The following is a 15,967-nucleotide window of genomic DNA, read 5'->3' as shown; positions in this document are numbered from 1 at the left end:
GAGCCGCCAACGGACGGCCGCGCCCAGGGGTTCCTGGGGCGGCCGGGCGCGGTTAGGGCACCCACTCGCCGGTGGCGACCACCACGAGGCCGGGCGCCGCGGCGTCCGGGACCTCGAAGAAGCGCTCCGCCGGGCCGCTGACCTGCGGGAACTGCTGCACCAGCTGGATCGCGGCGGCGTACTGGGCCTGGTCACCCGGGGTGTAGTAGACGGTGGTCGTCGCGACGTCCGCGCCCGGGTACTCGCCGACGCCCGCGGACTCCCAGCCGCCGCCGGTCAGCTCGGCGGCGATGTCGCCGGCCAGCCCGGAGACGCCCGTGGCGTTGAGCACGGTCACCGGCGCGCGGACCGGCGTGGCGGGAGCGGCGTCGACCGGCGGCAGCGGCGCGACGTCCAGCGGCGGCAGGGCCGACGTCGGGACCGCCGTCGGAGCCGCCGTCGTCGGCGCGGCCGTGGTCGGCGCGCTGCGCGCGGCCTCCTGCGCCTCCGGCGAGGTGAAGGAGTAGACGCCGAGCACCACGAGGGCGACCACGGCCACGGCCAGCAGGGCCACCGCGGCGCGGCGCACGCCGGAGCCGCGCACCTCCTCCTGCCGGGCCGCACGGACGGCGCGCAGCCGCTCGGCCTCGGCCGCCTGGCGCTCGGCCCGGAACGCGGCGCGGCCGCCGACGACGCCGGTGCCGCTCCCGGTGTCCGGTCCGGGGCGGTCCTCGTCGCCGTGCCGGTCGCCGTCCGTGTACCCGTCCTCGTCGAGGTCGTCGCGGTCGTCGTCGAGGTCGTACCCGTCGTCGTCCCGGGCGGGCGTCCGGTCCGGGATCGCCTCGGTGGCCGGCGCAGCCGCCCGGGACGATCCGGCGGGGGTCCGGTCCGGGATCGCCTCCGTCGCCGGCGGCAGCAGCGGGGCCTCGTCGCGGGTGCGGGAGGGGCTGGTCCAGTCGCGGTACCCCGGGGCGGCGCCCGGGGCGGGCGCCGCGGCCGCAGACGGACCGGCGGACCGGGTCGGCTCGGCCTGGAGGCCGGTCGGGGCCCCGCTGCGGTGCGGCGTGGCGTCGTCGGCCCAGGCGCGGACGCGGTCCGCGGCGCGGCGGCGGGGTGTCGCGGCGGGCCTGCTGGTGGCCGGCTCCTCGCCGGCGTCGGGCGTGGGGACCGCCTGGAACGGGGCGACGGTGGTGCGCGGGGCGGCCGGAGCCGCGGGCGCGGCGGGTGCAGCGGCGGGTGGCACCGGCAACCGCACGCGGGTCTGCGGCGCGGGCTCCGCGGGACGGGGGCGCTCGGCGGGGGGCGCGGGGCGCGCCCGGCCGGCGACCGGGACCGGCCGGGCGGGGGCGGCGGTGCGTCCGGCACCGGCGAGGAGAGCTCCGGCGACCGGAGCCCCGGCGGCGGGGGCGGCGACGCGGCCGGGCGTCGGCGACGGAGCGGCGGCGCGGGTGGCGCCCGCGGCAGGGCGGGGCGGAGCCGCTGCCGGGCTGCCCGGACGTGCGGCGACGCCGCCGCGCGACGAGGCCGGGACGGCAGGCCGGGCAGGTGCGCCGGCGCGGGGCGGGGCGGCGGGTGGCACCGTCCGGCCCTGCGGGGGACGCCGGCGGCCCGGGTCCTCCTCCGCGTCGAGCAGGCCGTCACGCCTGCGATCGGCGCGACTGCGGCTGGGCGCCGTCGGGTGGTCGCTCAACTCGTACTCGGCGGGGGGCGCGTCGCGCGGCCCGTCGGTGCGGCGACGACCGTGCGGGACCGGGGCACTCCCCCGGTCCGGTCCGTCACCGCCTGATGCCGCGTGCCTGCCCACGGTGACCAAATCTAGATGCCGCGGCTCCCGTTGCCCAGGAACTGAGACGATCGCCGCTGTCCCCGCGCGGCGCGCAGCCGCCGCAGCCGCCGCACCAGCAGGGGGTCGGCCTCCAGCGCCGCAGGCCGGTCGACCAGGGCGTTCAGCACCTGGTAGTAGCGGGTGGGGGCCAGGCCGAAGCGGTCACGGATGGCCGTCTCCTTGGCGCCGGGACGGCGCCACCACTGCCGCTCGAAGGCGAGCATCTCGTGCTCGCGGCGGGTGAGGCCACCGGGCGGGGCGGCGGGGGTGGTCGGGGCAGTCGGGTCGGCCGGCGGGGGAAGAGGCACCTCGCCCCCCGGCGGGGAGACCGCGGGAGCTGGGTCGGCAGACACGGGACTTCCTCTCTCGGGATACCCCCGACGGTAGTCCCGCCCACCGACATCCCGGGCCGCCGGCGGCCGCGCCGTCCGACCGCGGGTCAGACCGGAGCGGGAGCCGCCTCCGCCGTCCGCCGCCGGGCCCCGGCACGGGCGGAGCGCAGGCTGTCCACGGTGAAGACGGCCAGCGCCACCCAGACGATCACGAAGCCGGCCAGCCGGGCCGGCGGCATCGGCTCCTCGTACACGAAGACGCCGATCGCCAGCTGCATCAGCGGCGTCACGTACTGCAGCAGCCCGACCGTGGACAGCGGGATGCGCCGGGTCGCGCCGGCGAACAGCAGCAGCGGGACGGCGGTCGCCACGCCGGAGCTGAGGAGCAGCAGCAGGTGTCCGGTCCCGGTGTTGCCCGCCGCCCCCTCCCCCTGCGCGTGCAGGACGCCGAGCACCGCCACCGCCGGGACGACGACCAGCGCGGTCTCCACGAACAGCCCGGGCGCCGCGCCGACGCGGACGAGCTTCTTCATCAGCCCGTAGAGGCCGAAGGTGACCGCGAGCGTCAGCGCGATCCACGGCGGGCGGCCGTAGTCGACGGTCAGCACGCCCACGGCGACGGCGGCGATGCCGACCGCCACCCACTGCAACCGGCGCAGCCGCTCGGCAAAGACCACGACGCCGAGCAGCACGCTGACCAGGGGGTTGATGAAGTAGCCGAGCGAGGTCTCCACCACGTGCCCGGAGTTGACCGCGTAGACGAAGACCAGCCAGTTGACCGCGATGAGCACCGCGGCGCCGAGGAGCACCAGCAGCGACCGGCGGTCGGTGACCGTCGCCCGGACCTGCGGCCAGGCCCGCACCACGGTCAGCAGGACGGCCACGAAGACCAGCGACCAGATCACCCGGTGGGCGACGATCTCCAGCCCGCCGGCCGGCTCGAGCAGGGGGAAGTAGAGCGGGAACAGCCCCCAGAGGCCGTAGGCGGCCAGACCGGAGGCGACCCCGGCGCGCCGCTCGTCCACGCGCCTCACGCTACGCCCGGCGTCGTTGCGCCGGCCAACGGGTTGACCGAGCGACCCTCAGGTCGTCTGGATGTAGTCGACGAGCTGGGCGCGCTCCTCCTCCAGCTCGTCGAGCCGGGCCTTGACGACGTCCCCGATGGAGACGATCCCGACCAGCACGCCGCCGTCGACGACCGGCACGTGCCGCACCCGGTGCTCGGTCATCGTGCGGGCCAGCTCCTCGACGCCGGCGTCGGGCACGCAGGTGTGCACCTGTGCGGTCATCACGCTGGAGACCGGGTCGGCCAGCAGGGCCGCACCGCGCTGGTGCAGCGCCCGGACGACGTCCCGCTCCGAGACGATCCCGTCGACGCGACGGCCGTCGGCGGAGACCACCAGGGCGCCGATCCCGTGCTCGGCGAGCAGCGCCAGGGCATCGCGGACGCTGGCGCTCGCCTCGATGGTGGCCACGTCGCCGCCCTTGCGGCGGAGCAGCTGACGGATGTGCATGCCGGACCTCCTCGCCGTCGGGTCGCGGGCGAGTGTGCTCCCGCTCACAGGCCCCCGGCAACGCCCTCCCCGGCCTACCGTCGTCGGTGTGCGAACCCGTACGACCGCGCCCCGCCCCACGCCGGTGCAGTGGGTGCGCTACGCGCTGGGCGGCCGGCTGCCGCGGGAGCTCTCCCCGTGGGTGCTGGCCGACACGACGGAGCCCGGCTGGGTGCGCCGCCACCTGACCCGGGCGGTGGTGCAGCTGCTGCCGGTGCTGGTCCTGTGCATCGCCGTCGTCCCCGTGCCGCTGGTCTATCGGCTCTCGGCCGCGGCGGGCGGGCTGCTCATGGGGCTCATCTTCTCTCTGGCGTTCATGGTCGAGACCACCGAGCACCGCGTCGCCAAGGCCGGGTACCCGGCGGGGACGGCGGCGCGGGTGCGGGCCGAGCGCAGCGAGCGCGAGCAGGCCGAACGCCGCGCCCGCTACCGGCGGGACGGCGCCGGCAGTTTCGACTAGAGAGGACCCCCTCCCCGCCACTCGCAGGCTCGCGGCGGGACCCTTCAGGTGCCTGCTACTCGACGCGGAAGCCGACCGACAGCCGCACCTGGAAGTAGGCCACGTCGCCGTCGACGACCTGACCGCGGATCTCCTTGGTCTCGAACCAGTCGATGTGCCGCACCGTCTCCGCGGCCTTGCGGATCGCGGTACGGATGGCGTCGTCGACGCTGGTCTGGCTGCTGCCGACGATCTCGCTCAACCGGTACACGTGGTCGGACACGGCCGCCTCCTGGGTCGGGCTCCCCGGCGCCGTCGTCTCGCCGCCGGCCGGGCGTCACGCTAGCGAGGCCGCCGCCCGCCCACCACGCGACGGGACGTCGCCAGGTCCACGGCGGCCGCATCCAGGTCCTCCAGCGGCCGACGCGCTGAGCTGCACGTCGTAGAGCCGACGGGGGGACTCGAACCCCCAACCGCCCGATTACAAGTCGGGTGCGCTACCAGTTGCGCCACGCCGGCGGGACATGGGAACAAGTCCCGGGACAAGGATAGGGACTGCGCGGGGACAACTTGCCCAACACCGGGCCGGACGACGGTCGGGCAGGTCGCTGCGTCCACCCGCTGACCGCTGGAGGAGCCGGCGGCCAGGTTCCTACCCCCGGTCACGAGCCGCGACGAGAATGCCCACGCGGCTCGGCCGCGCCTGCCGGGTCGACTCACCGTGCGCTCGCAGTGGAGCAGCCATGAGCACCGACATGATCCGTCCCGACATCCTGAACGACCTGTTCCCCGAGGCCCAGGCGGCCATCGCCACCCGCATCGACGAGATCCTCGACGCCTGTGCGGTGAAGGACTTCGACCGCCTGACGACCTACCACCTGGCCGGGCCGAAGTTCTCCAAATTCGACGACCTCGAACCCCTCGACCGCCAAGACGACGAGACGGCGATGCGGTCCGAGGTCGAGCAATTCAGCGCCGTAGATGACCTCGATCCCCACGCCGACGACCTCAAGATCGACGTGTTCGGCCCTGTGGCAGTCGCCACCTGCGCCTTCCGGGCATCATTCCGATTCCAGGGGGAACAGCAGTCCAGCCGCATCCGCACCACCCTCGTGTTCGTCGACACGGGCAGCGGCAACTGGCTCATCTGCCACGAGCACCACTCGCCGTTCGCATCCAGCTCTTAGGCCACCCCGGCGCACCGAGGACGCGACGGTCGACGCCACCACCACGAGACCTGGGCCAGTCGCCGTCCCCGCCGCCCAGGAGTTCCAGGTGGCACCGGAGCATTCCAGGATCGAGTGCAACGCATCCTGGGACGGGGCCTGGCGCAAGACAGGCAGGACAGCGAAAGAGCACGTCAGCCGGGTTGTTCCGATAGTCCACGCCGGCGGGACACGGGAACGAGTCCCGGGACAGGTTGGCCGCGGGCTTGACGACCATGCCCTCGCCGCCGGCCGCGGTCAGCGCCTCCCACCACGACGTCGCCGCGGCCTCGCTGGTCGGGTCGGTGACGTCGACAGGGAGCGAACGGGTGCCGCGGACCAGCTCGGGGTCGGCCTCGGCCAGCCGGTCGGCGATGGCCAGGTGCCAGGCGTGTGGCCGGTCGGCGTAGGGGCCCTGGCCTGCAGCTGGGCGCGGTGCTCCTGCTGCCCGGGCAGATGCTGCTGGCCGCCTACGCCGCCTTCACCCTCCTGCTGCTGCTCCGGTGCGGCCTCGACCGGCGGGGCCGGCGCCCCGACGACGCCCGGGGCCGTCCCCTGGCGAACGGCGCGCCGACGGCGCGGTCAGGCGGCGGCGTCGCCGTGCTCGAGGTCCCCGCTCGGGTCGCTGCCGGCCAGCGGGAGGCCGGCGATCCAGCGGGCGAAGCCGGCGGGGTCGCGTCGCTCGAGCTCGTCGAGGGTCTGCTGCCGGCGGACGACGATCGCCTCGCGGGTGCGGGCGTCCAGCGGGCCACCGAGGGCCGTCGTGGTGCGGACCCACTCGCGGCCCAGGTCGCCGGTCGACAGCGACGCGACCGGCGGCAGCGGGGAGGAGGGCTGCGGCGACGGGGCGGCGACGGCCGGGCGCACGGCCCCGGTCCCCCCGGAACTGCGGACCAGCCAGACCACGGTCGCCGTCCCGGCGGCGACCCCGGCAACGAGCAGGGTGAGGACCGCCCCGCCGAGGACGGCGGTGCCCGAGAGGACCAGCAGCACCGCGACGGTCGCCACCCCGGCCTTCCAGGCCGCGTCGACGACGGCGGTCCTCCGGGACCGGGACTCGCGGGCCAGCCCCGCGGCCAGGCACGCCGAGACCACCGCGGCGAGCCCCACCGCCACCAGGCCCGGCGGTCGCAGGGCGAGGCCACCCACGACGGCCAGCCCGGCGCCGCCGACGGCACCGGACCACAGCAGGAGACGGGGAAGCGGACCGCGGGTGGACACGGGGCACCCTCCAGGGCCGGACGCGCGGAACCGGGCGGTCACCGGCGGAGCGGCGGCCCGGGCCCCGCCCCTACCCAGCCGCACCCGTCTTGCACCCTCCGTGTCGACACGGGTTCCCTCGGGCGCTCCCTGCGACGAACCTCGTCGCCAGCCACGGGGGGACGACCGTCATACGGAGGTGCCCGTGTCCACGACGACCACCATCCCTGCCGGGACGCTGCCCACGCCCGGCCCCGCGGACGACCGCCCGCAGGCGCCGCCCCTGGTGGTCGGCGCCGACGGCAGCGAGTGCGGGCTGCGGGCGGTCCGGTGGGCCGCCGAGGAGGCCGCCCGCCGGGGTGCGTCGCTGCGGATCGTGCACGCCACCCGGCACCTCGGACGGCACAGCGCGGCCGGCTCCCCCGCCACCGAGCGGGCGCGTGGCGCCACGGCGCAGGCGTACACGGTCGCGGTGCACACCGCGCCGTCGGTCGCCGTCTCCACCGAGGTGGTGCCCGGCGAGCCGGTGACGGTGCTGCTGCGCGCGGCCGAGGACGCCCAGCTCGTCGTCCTCGGCATCACCACGACCGGCGCGGCCGACGAGCTCGTGCTCGCCTCGGTCGCCCAGCGGGTCGCCGCCCGGTCACCGAAGCCGGTCGTGGTGGTCCCGCGGTCCCGGCCGGGCGGCACCGGCTCCCGCCCGCACGTGGCGGTGCTCGGCCTCGGTGAGCGGGAGGACGACGAACCGGTGGCCGTCTTCGCCGCGGAGGAGGCGCTGCGCAGCGACCGCCCGCTGCTGGTGCTGCACACCCGCGCGGACGACGGCGGCGAGTGGGGCACGGACTCCCCGCGGTGGGCCGAGCGCTGGCCGGACCTGCGGCTGACGCACACCTCGGTCCCCGGGCCGACGGGAGGCCGGGTCCTGGCCGCGGCCTGCCCGACCCCGCTGCTGGCGATGTGCGCGGGCCACGGCGGTCTGCTGCACCGGCCGATGGACGCGCTGCACCGCTGGCTGCTGCGGCACTGCACCTCGCCGATGGCCTTCGTCTCCCCTGTGCACCGGCTGACCGGCAAGGAGCCGCGGGAGGAGATCATCGCCGTCGGCTGAAGGAGGCTCCCACGCCGCACAGGCTCAGGCGGAGGGCCCTGCGGGGTGGCCGTCGTCCTCGACACGTCCGCGAGCGCGGGACGTGGAACCGAGCGGGGCATGATCGTCGCCCGTGGGTTCCTCCGCCGTCGACCTCGGCCCCCGGCTCGCGCTGGCGCTGGTCCTGCTGACCGTGCTCGCCGCGGTGGCCGGCCGGCTGTCCGGTCTCGACCTGGAGCGCCCGGTCGTCGTCGCCGCGGTGCGCGCGACGGTCCAGCTGGCCACCGTGTCGGCGATCCTGCTCGTCGTCGTGCGCTCACTGGCGCTGTCGGCGCTGTTCGTCCTGGTCATGGTCAGCGTCGCGGCCGTCACCGCGGCCGGGCGCGCCACCGGGCTGGCGGTCCGCGACGCCGGCACGGCCCGCCGGGTCGGCACCGCCGCCGTCCCCGTGCTGGTCGGCGCGATCCCGGTGGTGACCCTGGTGCTGGCCAGCGGCACCGTGCCGCTGCGCGGCGAGGCGGTGATCCCGATCGCCGGGATCCTCGTGGGCGGGGCGATGACCGCGACCTCCCTGGCCGGCCGCCGGCTGCGCGAGGAGCTGGCGGCCCGCCGCGGCGAGGTCGAGGCCGCGCTCGCGCTCGGGCTGCTGCAGCGCGACGCCGTCCGCGAGGTGGTGCGGCCGGCCGCGTCCACGGCGCTGGTGCCCCCGCTCGACCAGACCCGCACCGTCGGACTCGTCACGCTGCCCGGCGCCTTCGTCGGGGTACTGCTCGGGGACGGCAGCCCCGTGGAGGCCGGCGCGGCCCAGCTCCTGGTGCTGGTCGGCCTGCTCGCGGCGCAGGTCACGGCCGCCTGGACCGTGGTGGAGCTGGTGGCCCGGGGCCGGCTGCTCACGGGCGTCCCGCGCTGACACGTCCAGGCACATCACAGGCGACCACCAGCGTCGGGGCAGCCGCACCGGCCACAGTGGTAGTCGGACGGCGGTGGACGGCCGCCCACGAGGAGGACGAGGACACGTGAACCCCTACGGCACCCCCGACCCGGCCCCGGGCCCCTGGGCGCCGCAGGCCTGGCCCCAGCAGCCCGCCCCCGGGCAGCCGCCGACGGGGTCCGCAGCACCCGGGCACGGCACCCTTCCCGGGCAGCAGCTGCCGTTCGAGCAGCACGGGCAGCCGGGCCCCTTCCCGCCCACGCCCACCCCGCCCCGCCGGTCCGGCCGGTGGCGGATCGGCGTCGCCGGCCTGCTCGCCGGGGCGCTGATCGGCGGCGGCGCCGGCGCCGGCGTGGCCCTGCTCGCCGACGGCCCGGACGGCACCGGCAGCGGCGGCACGGCCGCCGCGCAGAACGTCACCATCACCAACCCCGAGACGGCGACCGCGGTCACCGCGGCCGCGGCCAAGGCGGCGCCCAGCGGGGTCACCGTCTACGTCACCGGCGCCTCCGGCTCGGGCAGCGGGTCCGGCGTCGTCCTCAGCGAGGACGGCTACGTGCTGACCAACAACCACGTCGTCGACCCGGACGGCACGGGCTCGACCGTCGTGTCGGTGCGCACCGCCGACGGCACCCTCTACGACGCGACCGTCGTCGGCACCCAGCCGGTGTACGACCTGGCCGTGCTGAGGCTGGAGGGCGCCTCCGGCCTGACCCCGGCCGAGTTCGCCGACTCCGACGAGGTGCAGGTCGGCGACCTCGCCGTCGCCATCGGCGCCCCGCTGGGCCTGTCGGACACCGTGACCGACGGCATCGTCAGCGCCACGGGCCGGGCCGTGGCCACCGGGTCGACCGAGGGCGACGCCACCGTGATCGACGCCCTGCAGACTGACGCGGCGATCAACCCGGGCAACTCCGGCGGCGCGCTGGTCAACGGCGCCGGCGAGGTGATCGGCATCAACACCGCCATCGCCACGGTGGCCTCGGGCGCGCCGGGCCAGTCGGCGGAGAGCGGCAGCATCGGCGTCGGCTTCGCCATCCCGGGCAACACCGCCCAGAGGATCGCCCAGGAGCTGGTCGCCGACGGCTCGGCCGACATCACCTACCTGGGTGTGAGTGCCCAGACCGCCGGGGACGAGGACCAGCCCGAGGTCGGGACCGGCGCCCAGCTGGTGCAGGTGCAGCCCGGCACCCCGGCGTCCGACGCGGGACTGCAGGCCGGCGACGTCGTCACGGCGGTCGACGACCGGGTCGTGACCACCTCGACCGAGCTGACCGCCGCCGTCCGCAGCGCCGCCCCCGGCGACGGGGTGACCCTCACGGTGCGCCGGGGGCAGCAGACCGACCAGGTCGACGTGACCCTGGGCGCCACCGAGGGCTGAGGGAGGACCTCGTCCTCCTCGTGGAGGACCCCCGTGCCCCCGCCCACTCGCAGGCTCGCGCCAGGCCTCGTCCAGAGGCTCGCCGCGAGCGTGCGAGGGGTGAGGAGGACGGAGCCCGCCACCTGCGAGGAGGCCGTCAGGGCTCGGGGCGAGCCTCTGGACGAGGCCGCCCTCCTAGGCTGGGACGGGTGTCGTCGAGTTCCGCGCAGGGTCCCCTGGCCGCCTCCCTCGACGACCCCGAGCGGGCCCGCGACCTGGCCCGGATGAAGCGGCTGGCGACCGGGCTGTTCCTGTTCACCGCCGCGGTCTTCCTCAGCTGCGTGCTGCTCGGCGAGGACGCCGGCGCCTGGGTCGGCTACGTGCGGGCCACCGCCGAGGCCTCGATGGTCGGGGCGCTGGCCGACTGGTTCGCCGTCACCGCGTTGTTCCGGCACCCGCTGGGGCTGCCGATCCCCCACACGGCGATCATCCCGCGCAAGAAGGACCAGATCGGCGCCAGCCTGGGCACGTTCGTCCAGGAAAACTTCCTGACCCGCGCCGTGGTCGAGGACAAGCTGACCACCATCGACGTGCCCGGCCGGCTCGGCGCCTTCCTCGCCGCGCCGGGGCGGGCCGAGCGCCTGGCCGGGGACGCCGGCGCGGTGCTGCACTCGGTCGCCGGGCTGCTCAAGGACGACGACCTACGGCCCGCCGTCGCCGGTCTGGTCGACCGCAAGCTGCACGCGACGCCGGCCGCCCCGGCGGTGGCCCGCGCGCTCGAGCTCGTGGTGGACGGCGACCGGCACCAGGAGGTGCTCTCCGCGGGCCTGCGCGGGCTGGCCCGGTTCCTGCAGGACAACCGCGTCGTCTTCCGCGCGCAGCTCGGCGACGCCTCCCCCGCCTGGGTGCCCGACTGGGTGGACGACCGGGTGTTCGACCGCGCGTTCGCCGGCATCCAGGACTTCCTCGAGGAGGTCGGCGACGACCCGCGGCACGAGCTGCGGCGGGCCTACGACGCCCGGCTGCGCGCCTACGTGCACGCGCTGCGCACCGACCCGGCGACGGCGGCCCGGGTGGAGGACCTGAAGAAGGAGCTGCTCGAGCACCCCGCCGTCCGGACCTGGTCGGGGTCGCTGTGGACCAACCTCAAGGACGCCGCCCTCGCCGCCGCCGCCGACCCCGACTCGCTGCTGCGGACCCGCGTGACCGGCCTCATCCGGGAGGCCGCCGGGCTGCTGCAGACCGACCCGCGGGTGCGCGAGCTGGTGCAGCGGCACGCTCACGGCATCGCGGGCTCCCTGGTGGAGCGCTTCGCCGGCGACATCGCCGACCTGGTCGGCGGCACCGTCGCCCGCTGGGACACCGAGGAGACCAGCCGCCGCATCGAGCTGCAGGTCGGCCGCGACCTGCAGTTCATCCGCATCAACGGCACCGTCGTCGGCGGCCTGGCCGGCCTGGTCATCTACACGGTCGCCCAGCTCGTCGGCTGAACCGGCTCCCGCCGCCGGAGGGGCGGGCGCTCAGCGGCCGGCGCGCCGGTCCAGCACCGCGGCCGCGACCGCGAGGGCTCCCCAGGCGGCGGCCGAGACGCGCACCGCGGTCGCCCTGCGCCGGTCCGGCACGGCCGAGGGGAGGACGGCGGCGTCGGCGCAGTCGCACAGGACCCGCCCTGCAGCGGCCAGGTCGCGGGCCGGGCCCGCCGGTGCGGACACCATGGTCAGACCGACCACGGTGTCCCGGGCGCCGAGGGCGCGGACCAGGGCCCGGGTCTGCACGGTGTCGGGCATCCCGCTGGGTCTGATCAGGACCCCGGGCGCCACGACGAGGGCGGCCGAGAAGGCGGCCGTGGCTGCTCCGACGACCGACGTGAACGAGGGCATGTCCCCAACCAACCAGGCCGAGCGGCCGTCTGCCCGCGCCTACCGCCGTGCGCTGGCCGCCGCGTAGAGGGCGATGCCGGCGGCGACGCTGACGTTGAGCGACTCGGTGTCCCGCGCGATCGGGATCCGCATGACGACGTCGCAGCGCTCGCGCACCAGCCGGGACAGCCCGGCACCCTCGGCGCCGACCACCAGTGCCAGCGGGTCGGCGAAGCCGTCGAAGTCGTGCACGTCGACGTCGCCGTCCCCGGCCAGGCCCACGGTCATCAGCCCGGCGTCCTGGTAGGTGCCCAGGGCCCGGGCGAGGTTGACCGCGCGCGCCACCGGCAGCCGCGCCGCGGCACCGGCGCTGGTCCGCCAGGCGGAGGCGGTCATCCCGACCGAGCGCCGCTGGGGCACGACCACGCCGTGCGCGTCGAACGCGGCGGCCGAGCGGACGACGGCGCCCAGGTTGCGCGGATCGGTGACCCCGTCCATCGCGACGATCAACGGCGGCCGGCCGGAGTCGCGGGCGAGGTCGAGCAGGTCCTCGGGGTGCGCGTACTGGTAGGGCGGCACCTGCAGGCCGATGCCCTGGTGCAGCGCACCGCCGGACATCCGGTCGAACTCGGCCTTGCCGACCTCCAGCAGCGGCAGCCCCCGGTCGTTGGCCAGGTGCAGCGCCTCGGTGATCCGCTCGTCGGTGGTCGCCCGCGTGTCGCCGGTGACCACGTACAGCGCGGTCGCCGGGATCTGCGCGCGCAGCGCCTCGACCACCGGGTTGCGGCCGAGCAGCAGCTCGGGCGCCTCCTCGGCCCGCTGGCGGCTGCGGTCGCGCTCGGTCCGGCGCCGGGCGTCGGCGGCGGCGCGCCGCTGGGCGGGGTGCCCCGGGCGCATCTCCGCCGGCGGGGTGGCGCCGCGGCCGGCCAGCGCCCGACGGCCCTTGCCGCCGGTGCCCCCGGAGGCGCCCTTCTTGTGCGAGCCCGTGGTGCGTCCACGGCGTTGGCTGTTGCCGGCCATCAGCGGCTCAGCTCCCATCGGGGTCCCTGCGGGGTGTCCTCGACCTGGACACCGAGTGCGGCGAGCCGCTCGCGGATCGCGTCCGCTGCTGCGTAGTCCTTGCGGGCACGGGCGTCCTGCCGCTGCTCGAGCGCGAGCGCGACGAGCCCGTCGGCCACCTCGGCCAGCCGGTTGCCCCCACCGGCGGCGGCCCAGTGCGGGTCCAGGGGGTCCAGGCCCAGGACGCCGAGCATCGCCCGCACCGAGCCCAGCGCGTTGGCGACCGCCTTCTCGTCGCCCTCGGCCAGCGCGGTGTTGCCCTCGCGCACCCTCTCGTGGACCACGGCCACGGCAGCGGGCGTGCCGAGGTCGTCGTCCATGGCCGCGGTGAAGTCCGCGCACAGCACGGGGCTACCGGCGTCGCCCCCCACCCGTTCGGCGGCGCGCTTCACGAACGACTCCAGCCGCCGGTAGGCCGCGCCGGCCTCGGCGAGGGCGGCGTCGGTGAACTCGATCGTCGAGCGGTAGTGCGGGGCGACCAGGTAGTACCGCAGCTCGACCGGCCGCACCCGCTGCACGACCTCGTCGACCAGCGCGGTGTTGCCCAGCGACTTGCTCATCTTCTCGCCCCCGAGGGTCACCCAGCCGTTGTGCAGCCAGTACCGGGCGAACCCGTCGCCGGCGGCCCGCGACTGGGCCTGCTCGTTCTCGTGGTGCGGGAAGCGCAGGTCCAGCCCGCCGCCGTGGATGTCGAACTCCGCCCCCAGGTACCGCTCGGCCATCGCCGAGCACTCCAGGTGCCAGCCCGGCCGGCCCCGCCCCCACGGCGTGGCCCACGATGCGGTCTCCGGCTCCCCGGGCTTGGGCGCCTTCCACAGCGCGAAGTCGCGGGGGTCGCGCTTGCGCTCGTCGGTCTCGGTGTCGGCGGCCGGCTCGAGGTCCGTCAGCCGCTGCCGGGTCAGCGCGCCGTACTCCGGGAAGGAGCGGACGTCGAAGTAGACGTCGCCGTCCACCGCGTAGGCGTGCCCGCGGTCGATCAGCCGCTGCATCAACTCGACCATGTCCGGGACGTGCCCGGTGGCGCGCGGCTCGTAGGTGGGCGGCAGCACGCCGAGGACGTCGTAGGCGCGGGTGACGGCCCGCTCGTTCTCGTACGCCCAGGCCCACCAGGGGAGGCCGCGGTCGGCGGCCTTGGCCAGGATCTTGTCGTCGATGTCGGTGACGTTGCGGACGTAGGTGACGTCGAGACCGCCGGCCATCAACCAGCGGCGCAGCACGTCGAACGCCAGCGCCGAGCGCACGTGCCCCACGTGCGGCGGCCCTTGCACGGTGAGCCCGCAGACGTAGACGGAGGCCTGCCCGGCACGCAGGGGCGTGAAGTCGCGGACCGCGCGGGCGGCCGTGTCGTACAGGCGGAGGCTCACTGCGCGGAGTCTACGGAGCGGAGCATCGGCTCGGCGCGGAGTCCACGGAGCGCGGCATCAGCTCGGCGGGGAGTCCGCGGACGCCGTCCGGACCACCAGTGCCGTCGCCATCGCCGCCCGGCCCTCGCCCCGCCCGGTGAGCCCCAGCCCGTCGGTGGTCGTGGCCGTGACGCTCACCGGGGCGCCCAGCGCCGCACCGAGCACCCGCTCGGCCTCCGCGCGGCGCGGGCCGACCTTCGGGGTGTTGCCGACCAGTTGGACGGCCGCGTTGCCCACCCGCCAGCCGGCCGCGGCCAGCGTCTCCCGGACGTGCTCGAGTACGGCGGCCCCGCGCGCCCCGGCCCAGCGGGGGTCGTCGGTGCCGAGCAGGCCGCCGATGTCGCCCAGGCCGGCGGCGGAGAGGACGGCGTCGGTGAGCGCGTGGGCCACGACGTCGCCGTCGGAGTGCCCGGCGCAGCCGTCGACGCCCGGCCACTCGAGCCCCGCCAGCCAGCACGTGCGCCCGGCCTCGACCGGGTGGACGTCGACCCCGACGCCCACCCGCGGCAGCTCGTCGGCGGTCACCTGCGCATCTGCATCTCCGCCAGCGCGAGGTCGTGGGACACGGTGACCTTCGCCGCCCGCTCGTCGCCGGCGACCGTCACGACCGGGACACCGGCCGCGCGGACCACCGCGGCGTCGTCGGTGAGCTCGGCGCCGTCGGGCAGCCGGCCGTAGGCGTCCACCAGGACGGCGCGGGCGAAGCCCTGCGGGGTCTGCACCCGGCGCAGCGCCTCCCGCGGCAGGGCGCCGGTGACGAGACCGTCGCCGTCCACGCTCACCGTGGTGTCGACGACGGGCACCACGGGCACCACCGCGGGTGCGCCGCCCGCCAGCGCGGCGAGCACCCGGGTGACGACGTCCGGCGGGGTGAGCGGGCGGGCGGCGTCGTGCACCAGGACCGCGTCGGCGCGCTCGCCAGCCACGGCGAGGGCCGCGCGGACCGACGCCGTCCGGGTGGCGCCGCCGACGACGATCCGGACCTCCGGCGGCAGGACGGCGGCGAAGGCGGCGAGCTCGTCACCGGGCACGGCCACCACCACCTCGGCCACCCCGCTGCCGAGCAGGGTCTCCACCGACCAGGTGACCAGCGGCCGGCCGGCGAGCGGGACGAGCGCCTTCGGCCGATCCGCCCCCAGACGCAGACCACTCCCGGCCGCTGCGACGATGCCGACAGCGTGCACGGGAGTGGTCCGGGGGTGCGGGGTGAGCTCGAGGTCCGAGCTCAGCTGGCGAGGACCTCGTCGAGGAGGATCTCGGCCTTGTCCTCGTTGGTGCCCTCGGCGAGCGCGAGCTCGCTCACCAGGATCTGGCGCGCCTTGGAGAGCATGCGCTTCTCGCCGGCCGAGAGGCCCCGGTCCTTGTCGCGGCGCCACAGGTCGCGCACGACCTCGGCGACCTTGTTGACGTCACCGGAGGCGAGCTTCTCGAGGTTGGCCTTGTAGCGACGCGACCAGTTGGTCGGCTCCTCGGTGTGCGGGGCACGCAGCACCTCGAAGACCCGGTTCAGTCCGTCCTGACCGACGACGTCACGGACGCCGACGATCTCTGCGTTGTCGGCCGGCACCCGCACGGTCAGGTCGCCCTGGGCGACCTTCAGCACGAGGTAGGCCTTCTCTTCGCCCTTGATGACCCGCGTCTCGATCGCCTCGATCAGCGCTGCCCCGTGGTGCGGGTAGACAACGGTCTCGCCGACAGTGAAGCCCATGTGTGTGTGACCCCTTTCGCTGTCCAC

At 76.3% G+C, this 15,967-nt stretch carries 18 protein-coding genes, 1 tRNA gene and 1 pseudogene; 6 read left to right on the top strand and 14 right to left on the bottom strand.

Annotated elements, in window-relative coordinates; all coding sequences use genetic code 11:
* Positions 1–52: 52 nt before the first annotated feature.
* The 4 genes from ACI78Z_RS03625 to ACI78Z_RS03610 form a co-directional block, all read right to left on the bottom strand.
* Positions 53–1,222, bottom strand: coding sequence for a LytR C-terminal domain-containing protein (locus tag ACI78Z_RS03625; RefSeq protein WP_457035151.1), 1,170 nt, complete (start codon positions 1,220–1,222; stop codon positions 53–55).
* 572 nt (positions 1,223–1,794) lie between these two features.
* The gene (locus tag ACI78Z_RS03620) at positions 1,795–2,157 is read right to left on the bottom strand and encodes a DUF3263 domain-containing protein (protein ID WP_457035150.1); all 363 of its coding nucleotides are present in this window, start codon (positions 2,155–2,157) and stop codon (positions 1,795–1,797) included.
* 86 nt (positions 2,158–2,243) lie between these two features.
* Positions 2,244–3,161, bottom strand: coding sequence for an EamA family transporter RarD (rarD, locus tag ACI78Z_RS03615; protein ID WP_457035149.1), 918 nt, complete (start codon positions 3,159–3,161; stop codon positions 2,244–2,246).
* Between the two features lie 57 nt (positions 3,162–3,218).
* The gene (locus ACI78Z_RS03610; RefSeq protein ID WP_457035148.1) at positions 3,219–3,650 is read right to left on the bottom strand and encodes a CBS domain-containing protein; all 432 of its coding nucleotides are present in this window, start codon (positions 3,648–3,650) and stop codon (positions 3,219–3,221) included.
* An 88-nt stretch (positions 3,651–3,738) separates the two neighbouring features.
* Here ACI78Z_RS03610 and ACI78Z_RS03605 point away from each other — a divergent pair, with 88 nt between their 5' ends.
* Positions 3,739–4,149: a DUF5313 family protein gene (locus ACI78Z_RS03605; RefSeq protein WP_457035147.1), complete on the top strand. Its 411-nt coding sequence runs from the start codon at positions 3,739–3,741 to the stop codon at positions 4,147–4,149.
* A 55-nt stretch (positions 4,150–4,204) separates the two neighbouring features.
* Here the strand turns inward: ACI78Z_RS03605 and ACI78Z_RS03600 are convergent, their stop codons facing one another.
* Positions 4,205–4,411, bottom strand: a complete 207-nt coding sequence (locus tag ACI78Z_RS03600; protein WP_457035146.1) for a dodecin — start codon at positions 4,409–4,411, stop codon at positions 4,205–4,207.
* Positions 4,412–4,574: 163 nt separating this feature from the next.
* Positions 4,575–4,647 (bottom strand) — tRNA-Thr (locus ACI78Z_RS03595).
* A 224-nt stretch (positions 4,648–4,871) separates the two neighbouring features.
* Between ACI78Z_RS03595 and ACI78Z_RS03590 the strand changes: the two genes are divergently transcribed.
* Positions 4,872–5,315 carry a nuclear transport factor 2 family protein gene (locus tag ACI78Z_RS03590; RefSeq protein WP_457035145.1) on the top strand — a complete coding sequence of 148 codons (444 nt, stop codon included), beginning with the start codon at positions 4,872–4,874 and terminating at the stop codon, positions 5,313–5,315.
* Here ACI78Z_RS03590 and ACI78Z_RS03585 read toward each other — a convergent pair.
* Positions 5,272–5,733, bottom strand: a pseudogene (locus ACI78Z_RS03585) (hypothetical protein); the annotation flags it as partial. The gene ACI78Z_RS03590 and the pseudogene ACI78Z_RS03585 sit on opposite strands and share 44 nt — an antisense overlap.
* A gap of 182 nt (positions 5,734–5,915) precedes the next feature.
* Positions 5,916–6,554, bottom strand: coding sequence for a hypothetical protein (locus tag ACI78Z_RS03580; protein WP_457035144.1), 639 nt, complete (start codon positions 6,552–6,554; stop codon positions 5,916–5,918).
* A 184-nt stretch (positions 6,555–6,738) separates the two neighbouring features.
* Here ACI78Z_RS03580 and ACI78Z_RS03575 point away from each other — a divergent pair, with 184 nt between their 5' ends.
* The 4 genes from ACI78Z_RS03575 (at position 6,739) to ACI78Z_RS03560 (ending at position 11,401) form a co-directional block, all read left to right on the top strand.
* Positions 6,739–7,641, top strand: a complete 903-nt coding sequence (locus ACI78Z_RS03575; protein ID WP_457035143.1) for a universal stress protein — start codon at positions 6,739–6,741, stop codon at positions 7,639–7,641.
* A gap of 112 nt (positions 7,642–7,753) precedes the next feature.
* Positions 7,754–8,530, top strand: a complete 777-nt coding sequence (locus ACI78Z_RS03570; protein WP_457035142.1) for an ABC transporter permease — start codon at positions 7,754–7,756, stop codon at positions 8,528–8,530.
* 106 nt (positions 8,531–8,636) lie between these two features.
* Positions 8,637–9,932, top strand: a complete 1,296-nt coding sequence (locus tag ACI78Z_RS03565) for a S1C family serine protease (protein ID WP_457035141.1) — start codon at positions 8,637–8,639, stop codon at positions 9,930–9,932.
* 188 nt (positions 9,933–10,120) lie between these two features.
* On the top strand, positions 10,121–11,401 hold the full coding sequence (locus tag ACI78Z_RS03560; protein WP_457035140.1) for a DUF445 domain-containing protein: 1,281 nt from the start codon (positions 10,121–10,123) through the stop codon (positions 11,399–11,401).
* Between the two features lie 30 nt (positions 11,402–11,431).
* On the opposite strand, the gene ACI78Z_RS03555 is transcribed toward ACI78Z_RS03560, so the two are convergent.
* From ACI78Z_RS03555 to ACI78Z_RS03530, 6 genes are read right to left on the bottom strand one after another with little or no spacing between them, the layout of a single operon-like run.
* Complete coding sequence (locus ACI78Z_RS03555; RefSeq protein ID WP_457035139.1) at positions 11,432–11,791, bottom strand: hypothetical protein; 360 nt, start codon at positions 11,789–11,791, stop codon at positions 11,432–11,434.
* Positions 11,792–11,830: 39 nt separating this feature from the next.
* Positions 11,831–12,808, bottom strand: coding sequence for a 23S rRNA (guanosine(2251)-2'-O)-methyltransferase RlmB (gene rlmB / locus ACI78Z_RS03550; protein ID WP_457035138.1), 978 nt, complete (start codon positions 12,806–12,808; stop codon positions 11,831–11,833).
* Positions 12,790–14,193 (bottom strand): cysteine--tRNA ligase, encoded by a 1,404-nt coding sequence (gene cysS, locus ACI78Z_RS03545; RefSeq protein WP_457035137.1) that lies wholly within the window; start codon positions 14,191–14,193, stop codon positions 12,790–12,792. The genes rlmB and cysS overlap by 19 nt, the downstream gene beginning before the upstream one ends.
* Positions 14,194–14,250: 57 nt before the next feature.
* Complete coding sequence (gene ispF, locus ACI78Z_RS03540; protein ID WP_457035136.1) at positions 14,251–14,757, bottom strand: 2-C-methyl-D-erythritol 2,4-cyclodiphosphate synthase; 507 nt, start codon at positions 14,755–14,757, stop codon at positions 14,251–14,253.
* Positions 14,754–15,416 (bottom strand): 2-C-methyl-D-erythritol 4-phosphate cytidylyltransferase, encoded by a 663-nt coding sequence (gene ispD / locus ACI78Z_RS03535; RefSeq protein ID WP_457035135.1) that lies wholly within the window; start codon positions 15,414–15,416, stop codon positions 14,754–14,756. Before ispD ends, ispF begins: the two co-directional genes overlap by 4 nt.
* A gap of 41 nt (positions 15,417–15,457) precedes the next feature.
* Positions 15,458–15,940, bottom strand: coding sequence for a CarD family transcriptional regulator (locus ACI78Z_RS03530; protein ID WP_089405202.1), 483 nt, complete (start codon positions 15,938–15,940; stop codon positions 15,458–15,460).
* Positions 15,941–15,967 lie beyond the last annotated feature (27 nt).

This window comes from Geodermatophilus sp. SYSU D01176, from assembly GCF_054050015.1.
The sequence above is the reverse complement of the archived record's forward strand: the minus strand, read 5'-3'. Positions and strand labels throughout refer to the sequence as shown.

Coding starts and splice junctions, on each gene's coding strand:
- ACI78Z_RS03610 (WP_457035148.1), bottom strand. CDS start 3,650: ATGCACATCCGTCAGCTGCTCCGCCGCAAGGGCGGCGACGTGGCCACC.
- ACI78Z_RS03530 (WP_089405202.1), bottom strand. CDS start 15,940: ATGGGCTTCACTGTCGGCGAGACCGTTGTCTACCCGCACCACGGGGCA.
- ACI78Z_RS03555 (WP_457035139.1), bottom strand. CDS start 11,791: ATGCCCTCGTTCACGTCGGTCGTCGGAGCAGCCACGGCCGCCTTCTCG.
- rlmB (WP_457035138.1), bottom strand. CDS start 12,808: ATGGGAGCTGAGCCGCTGATGGCCGGCAACAGCCAACGCCGTGGACGC.
- ACI78Z_RS03590 (WP_457035145.1), top strand. CDS start 4,872: ATGAGCACCGACATGATCCGTCCCGACATCCTGAACGACCTGTTCCCC.